The sequence below is a fragment of the Streptomyces sp. HUAS 15-9 genome, from assembly GCF_025642155.1.
Lineage (GTDB): Bacteria > Actinomycetota > Actinomycetes > Streptomycetales > Streptomycetaceae > Streptomyces.
In genome coordinates this window covers 4,879,082-4,891,182 of record NZ_CP106798.1, presented here as the reverse complement: position 1 = coordinate 4,891,182, position 12,101 = coordinate 4,879,082, and the positions used below count along the sequence as shown (strand labels likewise).

The window sequence follows — 12,101 nt, the reverse complement described above, 5'->3', positions numbered from 1 at the left end:
TAAACCATCGATCGCTGTCTTCTGCCCTTCTGGGTCGGGCGTGCCTGCGGCGGCAGGATCGAGGGCATGGAGATCGCAGAGAACGCAGCGCTGGTGGTCGTCGACGTTCAGAAGGGCTTCGAGGAGTCCGGGTTCTGGGGGCCGCGCAACAACCCCGGGGCGGACGAGAACATCGCCTCGCTGATCGACGAGTGGCAGGCGACGGGGCGGCCGGTCGTCTTCGTGCGGCACGACTCGCCGAAGCCGCAGTCGCCGTTGCGGTTGGGATACGTGGGCAATGACTTCAAGGACTATGTGGAGCAGCGGCGCGGGAAGGGGGCCGGCAGTGAGCTGCTGATCACGAAGACCGTGAACTCGGCCTTCCTCGGGACGCCGGATCTGGCGGCCTGGCTGAGGGCGCAGGGCATCGCGCAGGTGGTGCTGGCCGGGATCCAGACCAATATGTGCGTGGAGACGACGGCCCGGATGGGCGGGAATCTCGGGTTCGACGTGCTGGTCGCGTACGACGCGACGTACACCTTCGATCTGGAGGGGCCGTTCGGCTGGCGGCGCACCGCGGACGAGTTGGCGCGGGCGTCGGCGGTGTCTCTGCACGGGGGCGGCTTCGCGCGGGTGCAGACCACGAAGGAGATCGTGGACGCGGCGGGCTGAGGTGCCGCCCCGTCGGGGACGGTTCCGGGTCAGTCCTTCTTGCCGGAGGCCAGTTCGCGGCTGCGGTCGCGGGCGGCTTCGAGGGCGGCGATGAGGGCGGCTCGTACGCCGTGGTTCTCCAGTTCGCGGATGGCGCTGATGGTGGTGCCCGCGGGTGAGGTGACGTTCTCGCGGAGCTTGACCGGGTGTTCGCCGCTGTCGCGGAGCATCACGGCGGCGCCGATGGCGGACTGGACGATGAGGTCGTGGGCCTTGTCGCGGGGCAGGCCGAGCAGGATGCCGGCGTCGGTCATGGCTTCGACCAGGTAGAAGAAGTAGGCCGGGCCGGAGCCGGAGAGGGCGGTGCAGGCGTCCTGCTGGGACTCGGGGACGCGGAGTGTCTTGCCGACGGCGCCGAAGATCTCCTCGGCGTGGGCCACGTGGTCGGGGGTGGCGTGGCTGCCCGCGGAGATGACGGACATGGCCTCGTCGACGAGGGCGGGGGTGTTCGTCATGACGCGCACGACCGGGGTGCCCGTGGCGAGGCGCTCCTCGAAGAAGGAGGTGGGGATGCCCGCGGCTCCGCTGATGACGAGGCGGTCGGTGGGGATGTGCGGGACGAGTTCGTCGAGGAGGGCGCCCATGTCCTGCGGCTTGACCGTGAGGATCAGGGTGTCGGCGTTCTTGGCGGCCTCGGCGTTGCTGACGGGGGTGACTCCGTAGCGGGTGCGGAGTTCTTCGGCCCGTTCGGGGCGGCGGGCGGTGATCAGGAGGTCGGCGGGGGCCCAGCCGGCTCGGATCATTCCGCTGAGCAGGGCTTCGCCGATCTTGCCGGTGCCGAGGACTGCGACTTTCTGGGTCATGGTGCGGGTGCCCTCCGGGGGTTTGCGTCGTCCGGGTTCATCCTCGCACCGGTGCGCAAAGGTGGGGGTTGGTTGTCCGGTGGGCGGACGTTCGTTGTCGGGTTGCCGTCGAGGGTTCTCGCCCCCGCCGCCCCTACCCGTCCCGTCCCCAGGGGCTGCCGCCCCTTCGGCCCCGTCCGGGGGCTGCGCCCCCAGACCCCCACTTCGGCCTGAACGGCCTCGTCCTCAAGCGCCGGACGGGCTGGATTGTCGCGCTGTCTCAAAGCGAACCGTTACACCGTCCGGCGTCGCAATGTGGCCGCTCCCAGGCCCAGTACCAGTACCGCGCAGCCAGCCACGATCAGGACGTCTCGGAGGAAGGTTGTTGTCATGTCCGTGTGGCGCAGGACCTCGTTCATGGCGTCGACTGCGTAGGACAGGGGGAGGGCGTCGGAGATGGCCTCCAGGACGGGGTGCATGTTGGAGCGGGGGGTGAACAGGCCGCAGAGCAGGAGTTGGGGGAAGATCACCGCGGGCATGAACTGGACCGCCTGGAACTCCGAGGCCGCGAAGGCCGAGACGAACAGGCCGAGGGCCGTGCCGAGCAGCGCGTCGAGCAGGGCGACCAGGAGCAGCAGCCATGCCGAGCCCGTGACGTCCAGGCCCAGGAACCACACGGCCAGGCCGGTGGCCAGTGCCGACTGGACGATGGCGAGACCGCCGAAGGCAAGGGCGTAGCCGGCGATGAGGTCGCCCTTGCCGAGGGGCATGGCGAAGAGGCGTTCGAGGGTGCCCGAGGTGCGTTCGCGCAGGGTGGCGATGGAGGTGACCAGGAACATCGTGATGAGCGGGAAGATCCCGAGCAGTGATGCGCCGATGTTGTCGAAGGTGCGGGCGCTGCCGTCGAAGACGTAGCGGAGCAGGAACAGCATCAGGCAGGGGACGAGGATCATCAGGACGACCGTGCGCGGGTCGTGGCGGAGCTGGCGCAGCACCCGGGCCGCGGTGGCGGTGGTCCGGGAGAGGTTCACGGCGCTGGTGGAGGCGGGCACGGGGGCGGTGGTGGTGCTCATCGGACTGTCTCCTTGGTGCGGCCTGCGGCGACCGCCTCGTCCACGAGGTGCAGGAACGCCCCCTCGACGGTGTCCGCTCCGGTGCGGGTGCGGAGGGCGTCGGGGGTGTCGTCGGCGAGGATCTCGCCCTCGCGCATGAGCAGGAGCCGGTGGCAGCGCTCTGCCTCGTCCATGACGTGGGAGGAGATGAGGAGGGTGGCGCCGCGGGTGGCGGCGATGTCGTGGAAGAGGTTCCACAGGTCGCGGCGCAGGACCGGGTCGAGGCCGACGGTGGGTTCGTCGAGGACGAGGAGTTCGGGGGTGCCCAGCAGAGCCACCGCGAGGGAGACGCGGCTGCGCTGGCCGCCGGAGAGGTTGCCGGCGAGGGCGTCGGCGTGGCTGGTGAGGTCGACGTCGGTGATGACCCGGGTGACGTTCTCGCGGCGGCGTTCGGCGGCGATGGGGGTCCCCCCGCGCGAGCGAGTTCGAGCGTGGGGGAGGCCGGGGTCGAGGATCGCCGCGAAGTAGTCCAGGTTCTGGCGGACCGTCAGGTCGTCGTAGACGGAGGGGGCCTGGGTGACGTAGCCGATGCGGGTGCGCAGGAGGGGGTCGCCGGCGGGGCGGCCGAGGACCTGGAGGGTGCCCGTGACCTTGGCCTGGGTGCCCACGATCGAGCGCATGAGGGTCGACTTGCCGCATCCCGAGGGGCCCAGCAGGCCGGTGATCTGGCCGTGCGGGACGGTGAAGTCGAGGTCGCGCAGGACGGTGCGGGGACCACGGACGACGGTGAGGGCGGCGGCCTCGACGGCCGGGGTCTCCGGTGGCCCGGACGAGTAATTCATCATGCGATGAATAGTGCTCGCGGGGCGGGGTGTCGTCAAGTGGGGTGCGTTCGGTAGCGCGAAGGCGCTGCGGGGAGGCCGGAGGAGCGTGGTCCGTTCGCGCGCACCCGTCTTCACCAGGTGGCCACACGAACCGGGCGGTACTCCAACTCCCTTTACCGACAATGGGTTTCACTGCCATTCGCGCCCTCACGGGCTTCGCGTCCTCGTCATCGGAGGTACTGCCGTCATGCGCCGTGTCGTAGGCAAGGCCGATCTGTTCTCGTCCCTCGTTGTGTTCCTCGTCGCACTGCCCCTGTGTGTGGGCGTGGCCATGGCCTCCGGGGTGCCGGCGGAACTGGGGCTGGTCACCGGGATAGTGGGCGGGCTGGTCGCCGGGGCGCTGCCGGGCAGCAGCCTCCAGGTGAGCGGCCCGGCGGCGGGGCTGACGGTGCTGGTGTACGAGGCCGTGCGGGAGTACGGGATCGAGGCGCTCGGGGTGCTGGTGCTCGCGGCCGGGCTGGTGCAGATGAGCCTGGGACTGCTGCGGCTCGGGCGGTGGTTCCGGGCGGTGTCGGTAGGGGTCGTGCACGGGATGCTCGCCGGGATCGGGCTCGTGCTGGCGGCCGGGCAGATCTACGCACTCGGGGACGCGGCCGCTCCGGCGGGCGGGCTCGCGAAGATCGCCGGGCTGGTGGCGCTGCCCGGACGGGTGGGGCTGGTGGCGTTGTCAGTGGGCGGTGCCACCATTGCCGTACTGCTGCTGTGGCCGCGCTGGCGGCGGGGAGCCCGGCTGGTGCCCGCGCCGCTGGTGGCGGTGGCCGGGGCGACCGCGGTGACCTGGCTGTTCGATCTGGATGTACAGCGCGTCGAGGTGCGCGGTGTGCTGACTGCCGTACGGCTCCCGGAGGCGGCGGACTTCGGCCGGCTGACGGAAGTGGGCGCGCTCGGCACCGTCGTCGCCTTCGCGCTGATCGCGTCCGCCGAGTCCCTGTTCAGCGCGGCGGCGGTGGACCGGCTGCACCAGGGACCGCGCACGGAGTACGACAAGGAGCTGATCGCGCAGGGAGCGGGGAACGCGGTGTGCGGGGTGCTGGGTGCGCTCCCGATGACCGCGGTGATCGTGCGCAGCGCGGCGAACGTGCAGGCGGGGGCCCGCACGAAGGCGTCGCGCGTGCTGCACGGGGCGTGGCTGCTGCTGTTCACGGCGCTGCTGCCCGGTGCGCTCGGGGTGGTTCCGGTGGCGGCGCTGGCCGGGCTGCTGGTGCACGCGGGGTGCCGGCTCGTGCCGGTGCGGGAGCTGCGCGGACTGTGGCACGGACATCGGGGAGAGGTGGTGGTGCTCGTGGTGACGGCGATCGTGATCGTCGTCGGGAACCTGTTCGAGGGGGTGCTGGTCGGCCTCGTCCTGGCGGTGGCGAAGACCGCGTGGGAGGTCGGCCATGTGCATGTGGAGAGTGAGGACCGGGGAGAGGCGGGGATCGTCGTGCGGGTGCTGGGGCATGCGACGTTCCTGCGGCTGCCGAAGCTGCTGGACGCGTTGGAGGCGGTGCCGCGCGACCGGGAGGTGCGACTGGAGCTGGGCGGCCTGCGGTATGTGGACCGGGCGTGCGCGGCGGCCCTGGAGGGGTGGGCCGCCGAGCGGACAGCCATCGCGTCAGGTGTGGGCGGCCACCAGTAGCAGGACGTCGTAGGTCTCCTCGACGACGCCGTCCGGGAAGACCTTCAGCAGATGGGCGCGCTCCTCGTCGAGGAAGGCGGTCCGGGGCCCCCGCGGGGTGACGAGGAAGGCCGAGTGGCTGCCTACGTTGTCGAGATGGGTGGCGAGGGGGACACGGCGGCTCCAGCGGACCTCACGGCGCGTGAAGCGCAGGCGGCCGCTGGGGTCGGCGAGTTCGGTCCGGGCGGCCCGCTCCCTCTCGGCGGCGACGTCGATCCCGAAGAAGCGGCCGGCGCGCTCGGCGGCCTCGGCGATCCACTCGACGTCCAGGGCGTGCCTGTTCCACCACAGCGCCAGCGCGCCGCCCGGCCGCAGCACGCGCAGCGCCTCCGGCACCGACCGGGCCGGGTCCGTCCAGTGCCAGGCCTGGGCGTAAGTGAGGAAGTCGGCGCTCGCGTCGGCCAGGGGAAGGGCGTCCCCGCTGCCCCGGACGATCGGGATGCCGGGCAGGGCGCGCCGGAACTGGGCCGCCATGCCCTCACCCGGCTCCACCGCGACCACGTCCGCACCCCGGGCCCGCAGCAGCGCCGTCGCGATACCGGTGCCGGCGCCCACGTCCACGACCCGGGCACCGGCGAGGGGACGCGCGGCGAGTTCCTCGACGGCGTCGAAGAGGGCGGGCGGATAGGAGGGACGGTTCGCGGCGTACTGGGCCGCCGCGGCGTTGAAGGAGTGGGCCCGGTCGGTGGGGGAGGGCTGAGGCGTCGTGGTCATACGGCCATGGTGGTCGAGAAGGGACGCGCGACGACAGGGAGTTTCCACGGCTGACGGCGACGGGCTGCTTCCTCCGGCACTTCGGCGGCTGCTCCCCCTCGCGCTTCGGCGGCTACTTCCTCCGGCGCTTCTTCGAAGGGTTCCCGGTGCGGCGCGAGGAGCGGCGTTCGTACTCCGCGCGTGCCTTCTCGTACTCCTCGCGGTGGAGCTTCTCGCCCGGGGCCTCGGTGAGGGAGCGGAAGAAGTAGGCGAGGAGCGAGCCGATGAAGCCGATGGCCAGGAGCCCGCGCAGGGAGGCCTGACGGTCGAGGTCGAGGCGCTTGCCGAACCCGTCCCAGGTGTTACGGAAGGCCAGCGCGCTGCAGATCGCGAACATCGCCACGACCAGCACGTTCACAAAGGAGCCGGTGCCGGCGATCTGCAGGCCCTGGTAGGCGAAGCGGAGCACGAACGCGGAGGCGACGGCCGCGGCCAGCGAGCCCGCGGCCACTGCGGCACGCCGGCCCGGGTAACCGCTGTCGTGGCTCACCCAGGACGTGCCGAAGAAACGGAGAGGCTCGGGGCGGGGGCCGCCGGGGGTTCCGCCGGTGTCGGTGGAGCCCGCGGGGGTGTCCGGGGTGCTGGGTTCGTCGCTCACGGGACGATTGTGACTCCACCCGCGCGTAAAACGCACGGGCTTCCTGTGTCGGTGGCTACACCACGTCGCAGAGGGCCAGCCCGGCCCTGTTGAGGACGTTCGTCGCGCCGACGTGGTCAGCGTTCGCGGTGAACCCGCACGCCGTGCATTCGAACTTCGCCTGGGTGACGCGGTTCTCCTTCGCGACGTGCCCGCATTCCAGGCACGTGCGGGAGGTGTTGTGGGCATCCACTTCGATCACCAGGCGTCCGGCGCTCTCAGCCTTGTTCGCCAGGATTCCGAGGAACTGTCCCCAACCCGCGTCGAGGATTGCTGCGGTTGAGCCCGGCCTTGGCGGCGGCGCCATTCGGCAGGAACGCGCCGTCGTTGTCGGGGTCGGGCTTGGGCTTGGGGCTGCGGGTCATGCCCGCGGTGTTGAGCCGCTCGTGCGCGATCACGCCATGGCCGCGGATGTCCGGTCCCAGATATCTGTAGGCACCGCGTACGCCCCGAGCAGCAGTGCCTACAGACGGGCGGGATGGTCGATGCGCGTCGCGGCAGCCCCGTACGCCGCTTGGCCTGCATGCCTACAGAAGACTGGGACTGTCCACGGTTCGCGGGGACCGGACAGCGGACCAGCGCGCGGGCCGTCTTGTGGTGGAAGTCCTGGCGCGACCCCGCCGCCAAGGAGCCGGACGGCGGTACTTCAGGCGCCACACCACGTGCAGCTCAAGGTCGTACACGCCTCCGGCGAACCGGCGAGCCTTCCTGGTCACAGCCACACGACGAGCTACACACGCCGCCGGTGTATCAAGTTATGGTCCCCTGAACCTCACACGTACGTGTGAGGGGGTGGCCCCAGCCACGCCGGGGCCACCCCTCAGGAGGCCTTCGGTCCCCGCACCGACTGAAGCCGTTGTCCCCTCGAAGTAGAACCGGTGGCGCCGGGGCCGCCGCGGGCTCCGTACGGGGTCAGCCGCAGCGCGGGGCGACGTAGCCGTCGCTGCCCGTGTTCACGTAGGCGTCCGAGACGTACTCGCCGTTGCCGATGTTGTCCCAGATGTTCGTGGTGCCGTAGTAGCCCGACACCGTCGTGCCCGGCGACTGGCAGTAGATCGCGACCTTGGCGCCCTCGGGCAGGACGCGGACGATGCCGTAGCTGGTGCCAGGGCCGCTGCGAACATTGAGCCTGAGGCCCGGGGCGACCGAGTAGTAGCGCAGGGACGCGGTCGCGGCCGCGGTGGCCACGGCCTCCCCGTCGTCGGCTCCCTCGACCTCTTCGACACGGTCAACAGACATATGATTCCTCCCCCGTTGGCCCCATGACTGTCATGGGGTCCCGTTCATTCCCCTCTTACGTGTCACGAAACGCTCCTGTGCAACACGCACGCGGAGGCTAGCAAGCCGCCTCTGGCTCGTACGAATCATCGACTAGGCTCCGTGCGTCGCGCGCGCGGACGAACAGCACGGGGGTGGTCCCATGGCGCCACAGCGCAACACCGGAGCGGGCGCGGAAGCGGAACTTCCCGAGTACGCCGGTCACTACCGTCTCGAGTCATGCCTGGGCTCGGGCGGCATGGGTGTGGTGCACCTGGCCCGGAGCACCTCCGGGCTGAAGCTCGCGGTGAAGGTCGTACACGCCCAGTTCGCCAAAGATCGCGAGTTCAGGGGCCGTTTCCGGCAGGAGGTGGCCGCGGCCCGCAAGGTCAGCGGTGCCTTCACCGCGCCCGTGGTGGACGCCGACCCGGAGGCCGAACGGCCCTGGATGGCCACGCTGTTCATCCCCGGCCCCACCCTGTCCGATCACGTCAAGCGGAACGGCCCGATGCCCGCCGCGCAACTGCGCCGGCTGATGGCCGGGCTCGCGGAGGCGCTGCGCGACATCCACCGGGTCGGGGTCGTGCACCGGGACCTGAAGCCGAGCAACGTGCTGCTCGCCGAGGACGGGCCGAAGGTCATCGACTTCGGCATCTCCCGGCCCAAGGACAGCGAACTGCGCACCGAGACCGGCAAGTTGATCGGCACTCCGCCGTTCATGGCGCCGGAGCAGTTCCGGCGGCCGCGCGAGGTCGGGCCGGCCGCCGACATCTTCGCGCTCGGGTCGGTGCTGGTGCACGCGGCGACCGGGCGCGGGCCGTTCGACTCCGACAGCCCGTACATCGTCGCCTACCAGGTCGTGCACGACGAGCCCGACCTGATCGGGGTGCCGGAGAGTCTCGCGCCGCTGGTCATGCGCTGTCTCGCCAAGGAGCCGGAGGACCGGCCGACTCCGGACGAGCTCATGCGCGAGCTACGGTCGGTGGCCGCGTCGTACGACACCCAGGCGTTCATACCCACCCAGCGCACGACGGACGGACCTGCTCCGGAGCCCTCTGCCGGGTCGGCCGGGCACGCCGAGGAGAGCGGGGAAACCGCGGCGGCCGAGGAAGCGAAGAAAGCCGCGGAAGCCGAGCGGCCGTCCAGGCGTCGCGCGGGCCGGAAGGCGGCGCTTGGCATCGGCGCGCTCGGACTCGCCGTGGCCGCCGTGCTGGCCTCAGTCCATGCGCTCGGCGGCAGCGACCCCACCCCGCGGAGCACGAGTCCCCGTACCGGCGCGGCCGCCTTCAGCGAGTGGCACACCAAGCCGGCACCCGAGGCGGCGGGGATGCCGCATTGCGCGTACGGCGCGAAGAAGCTGCTCTGTGCGCAGCCCGGCGTGATCTTCGCGCTCTCCCCCATCGACGGGAAGCTGCTGTGGCGGCACTCGGTGGCCACGAGGACGACCAGCGACCCGCCCGTCCTGGCGGCCGGTCTGATCCAGCCCTACACCGACGGCGGCTCGCGTCTGGCGGCGCTGGACCCCGCCACCGGCAAGGAGGTCTGGAAGCGGCGTCTGCCGGCGTCCACGACGGTGCGCTACGTCGGCGGCACGGCCCTGCTCACGGCTGCCGACGGGACGGTCACGGGGCTGGACGCCGCGTCGGGCGGCACCAGGTGGAGCGGGCGGATCGCGGGCCAGAGCCGCCCGGTGTTCGTCTCGTTCCCCGGTGACCCGCTGGCGTACGCGACGAGCACGTCCGACGACGGGTCGGGCACGCGAGTGACGGCCGTGGATCCACTGACGGGTGCCGTGCGGTGGGATGCCCGGTTGAAGGGGACGCTGACGCCGTTCGGCGCCGAGGACGGCTCGCTCTTCTTCCTCTCCGTCGACCGTGTCTACGGGGAGACGACGGCGGTCGTCCGCTACTCACCCGGCTCCGGGGCGGCGCGTCATGTGGCGCTGCCCGTCGCGGCGCCGGGCGCCCACGCCACCGTGCGGGGAGACGTGGTCTATCTGCTGGCCACCGGCGGCTCCCTGGAGGCCGTGAACATGGCGGCGGGCAAGTCGCTGTGGCATCTGGAGACCTCGGTGACCCGCGGCTCGGCGCCGGTCACCGACGGCGCGCACGTCTTCTTCACCGCGGGCGACGGGCGGCTGCTCGCCGTCGACGCCCGCAAGGGCAGACTCGTCGGGCAGACCCCGGCACGGCTGGGCGCGAACTCGGGGCAGGTCGTGGCAGCGCTGCCCGCCCCCGTGATCAAGAACGGGCGTGTCTGCGCCACCGCCCCCGACGGCACCGTCTTCGCCCTGGACGCGCGCGACCCGTCGGCCTGGTGACATGCGAGACCCGTCGGCATGGTGACATGCGAGACCCGTCGGCATGGTGACATGCGAAGGGGCCGCCCCTCCGGGGGGGCGGCCCCTTGCTGTGGCCGGTGCCGGTGCGTCAGCCCAGCTTGGTCACGTCACGGACGGCGCCCTTGTCCGCGCTGGTCGCCATCGCCGCGTAGGCGCGCAGTGCGGCCGAGACCTTGCGGTCGCGGTTCTTCGGTGCGTACGCCCCGCCCAGCGCCTGCTCGCGGCGGGCCAGCTCGGCCTCGTCGACCAGGAGCTCGATCGTGCGGCCGGGGATGTCGATGCGGATGCGGTCGCCGTCCTCGACCAGGGCGATCGTGCCGCCCGAGGCCGCCTCGGGGGACGCGTGGCCGATGGAGAGGCCGGAGGTGCCGCCGGAGAAGCGGCCGTCGGTGATCAGTGCGCAGGTCTTGCCCAGGCCGCGGCCCTTGAGGAAGGACGTCGGGTAGAGCATCTCCTGCATACCCGGGCCGCCCTTCGGGCCCTCGTAGCGGATGACCACGACGTCGCCGTCGGTGACCTGCTTGTTGAGGATCTTCTCGACGGCCTCCTCCTGCGACTCGCAGACCACCGCGGGACCCTCGAAGGTCCAGATCGACTCGTCGACGCCGGCCGTCTTCACCACGCAGCCGTCTACGGCCAGGTTGCCCTTGAGGACGGCCAGGCCGCCGTCCTTGGAGTACGCGTGCTCGGCCGAGCGGATGCAGCCGCCCTCGGCGTCGTCGTCCAGCGCCTCCCAGCGCTCGGACTGGGAGAAGGCCTCGGCGGAGCGGACGCAGCCGGGGGCCGCGTGCCACAGTTCCACGGCCTCGGGGGACGGGGAGCCGCCGCGCACGTCCCATGTCTTCAGCCAGTCCGTCAGGGACGGGCTGTGGACCGCGTGCACCTCCTCGTTGAGCTGGCCCGCGCGGTGCAGCTCGCCGAGCAGCGCGGGGATGCCGCCGGCCCGGTGCACGTCCTCCATGTAGTACGTGCGGCTCTTGGCGACGTTCGGGGCGACCTTCGCCAGGCAGGGCACCCGGCGCGAGACCGCGTCGATCTGCTCCAGGCCGAAGGGCACGCCCGCCTCCTGGGCCGCCGCCAGCAGGTGCAGGATCGTGTTCGTGGAGCCGCCCATCGCGATGTCGAGGGCCATGGCGTTCTCGAAGGCCGCGAAGGTGGCGACGTTGAGCGGGAGGACGGTCTCGTCGTCCTGCTCGTAGTAGCGGCGGGTGATGTCCATGACCGTGCGGGCCGCGTCGACGTACAGCTGCTTGCGGGCCGTGTGGGTGGCGAGGACCGAGCCGTTGCCGGGCAGGGACAGGCCGATCGCCTCGGTGAGGCAGTTCATCGAGTTCGCGGTGAACATGCCGGAACAGCTGCCGCAGGTCGGGCAGGCGTTCTCCTCGATACGGAGGATGTCCTCGTCCGAGATCTTGTCGTTGACGGCGTCGGAGATCGCGTCGACCAGATCGAGGGTGCGGACCGTGCCGTCGACGAGCGTGGCGCGGCCGGCCTCCATGGGTCCGCCGGAGACGAAGACCGTCGGGATGTTCAGGCGCAGGGCCGCCAGCAGCATGCCCGGGGTGATCTTGTCGCAGTTGGAGATGCAGACCAGGGCGTCGGCGCAGTGCGCCTCGACCATGTACTCGACAGAGTCCGCGATCAGGTCGCGGGAGGGCAGGGAGTACAGCATGCCGCCGTGGCCCATCGCGATGCCGTCGTCGACGGCGATCGTGTTGAATTCGCGCGGGATGCCGCCCGCCTCGGTGATCGCCTGGCTGACGATGCGGCCGACCGGCTGGAGGTGGGTGTGGCCGGGCACGAACTCCGTGAAGCTGTTGGCGACCGCGATGACCGGCTTCCGGCCGATGTCCGCACCGGGTACACCGGAGGCGCGCATAAGGGCGCGGGCGCCCGCCATGTTGCGGCCGTGGGTGACTGTGCGGGACCTCAGCTCGGGCATCTCGCTCGCTCCTTCAGAGACTGCGATCAGAGAGACTTCTGATTGCCAACGAGCGTACGCCGGTCATCCAGGGTTCGGGACGAGCTGTCCGGAATGCGGGATGCGC

At 71.3% G+C, this 12,101-nt stretch carries 10 protein-coding genes and 2 pseudogenes; 3 read left to right on the top strand and 9 right to left on the bottom strand.

Going from position 1 to position 12,101, the window contains the following annotated elements:
- Positions 1-66: 66 nt before the first annotated feature.
- Positions 67-651 (top strand): cysteine hydrolase family protein, encoded by a 585-nt coding sequence (locus N8I87_RS22595; protein ID WP_263211168.1) that lies wholly within the window; start codon positions 67-69, stop codon positions 649-651.
- Positions 652-680: 29 nt separating this feature from the next.
- On the opposite strand, the gene proC is transcribed toward N8I87_RS22595, so the two are convergent.
- From proC to N8I87_RS22580, 3 genes are all read right to left on the bottom strand, one after another.
- The gene (gene proC / locus N8I87_RS22590) at positions 681-1,493 is read right to left on the bottom strand and encodes a pyrroline-5-carboxylate reductase (protein ID WP_263211166.1); all 813 of its coding nucleotides are present in this window, start codon (positions 1,491-1,493) and stop codon (positions 681-683) included.
- A gap of 272 nt (positions 1,494-1,765) precedes the next feature.
- Positions 1,766-2,545, bottom strand: a complete 780-nt coding sequence (locus N8I87_RS22585) for an ABC transporter permease (protein WP_263211165.1) — start codon at positions 2,543-2,545, stop codon at positions 1,766-1,768.
- Positions 2,542-3,369 carry an ABC transporter ATP-binding protein gene (locus N8I87_RS22580; RefSeq protein ID WP_263211163.1) on the bottom strand — a complete coding sequence of 276 codons (828 nt, stop codon included), beginning with the start codon at positions 3,367-3,369 and terminating at the stop codon, positions 2,542-2,544. The genes N8I87_RS22585 and N8I87_RS22580 overlap by 4 nt, the downstream gene beginning before the upstream one ends.
- 226 nt (positions 3,370-3,595) lie before the next feature.
- Between N8I87_RS22580 and N8I87_RS22575 the strand changes: the two genes are divergently transcribed.
- Positions 3,596-5,026: a SulP family inorganic anion transporter gene (locus N8I87_RS22575; RefSeq protein WP_263211161.1), complete on the top strand. Its 1,431-nt coding sequence runs from the start codon at positions 3,596-3,598 to the stop codon at positions 5,024-5,026.
- On the opposite strand, the gene N8I87_RS22570 is transcribed toward N8I87_RS22575, so the two are convergent.
- The 5 genes and pseudogenes from N8I87_RS22570 to N8I87_RS22555 form a co-directional block, all read right to left on the bottom strand.
- Entirely contained in the window at positions 5,003-5,779 is a 777-nt protein-coding gene (locus N8I87_RS22570) for a class I SAM-dependent methyltransferase (protein WP_263211159.1), read from the bottom strand. The two genes, N8I87_RS22575 and N8I87_RS22570, sit on opposite strands and share 24 nt — an antisense overlap.
- Positions 5,780-5,891: 112 nt before the next feature.
- On the bottom strand, positions 5,892-6,416 hold the full coding sequence (locus tag N8I87_RS22565) for an EamA/RhaT family transporter (RefSeq protein ID WP_263211157.1): 525 nt from the start codon (positions 6,414-6,416) through the stop codon (positions 5,892-5,894).
- Between the two features lie 55 nt (positions 6,417-6,471).
- Positions 6,472-6,868: pseudogene (locus tag N8I87_RS22560) on the bottom strand (RNA-guided endonuclease InsQ/TnpB family protein); the annotation flags it as partial.
- 188 nt (positions 6,869-7,056) lie between these two features.
- A pseudogene (locus N8I87_RS44750) lies at positions 7,057-7,177 on the bottom strand (IS200/IS605 family transposase); the annotation flags it as partial.
- 190 nt (positions 7,178-7,367) lie between these two features.
- Positions 7,368-7,694 carry an SH3 domain-containing protein gene (locus N8I87_RS22555; RefSeq protein ID WP_263211155.1) on the bottom strand — a complete coding sequence of 109 codons (327 nt, stop codon included), beginning with the start codon at positions 7,692-7,694 and terminating at the stop codon, positions 7,368-7,370.
- Between the two features lie 181 nt (positions 7,695-7,875).
- Between N8I87_RS22555 and N8I87_RS22550 the strand changes: the two genes are divergently transcribed.
- On the top strand, positions 7,876-10,032 hold the full coding sequence (locus tag N8I87_RS22550; RefSeq protein WP_263211153.1) for a serine/threonine-protein kinase: 2,157 nt from the start codon (positions 7,876-7,878) through the stop codon (positions 10,030-10,032).
- A gap of 109 nt (positions 10,033-10,141) precedes the next feature.
- Here the strand turns inward: N8I87_RS22550 and ilvD are convergent, their stop codons facing one another.
- Entirely contained in the window at positions 10,142-11,995 is a 1,854-nt protein-coding gene (gene ilvD / locus N8I87_RS22545) for a dihydroxy-acid dehydratase (RefSeq protein WP_263211151.1), read from the bottom strand.
- Positions 11,996-12,101: the final 106 nt, after the last annotated feature.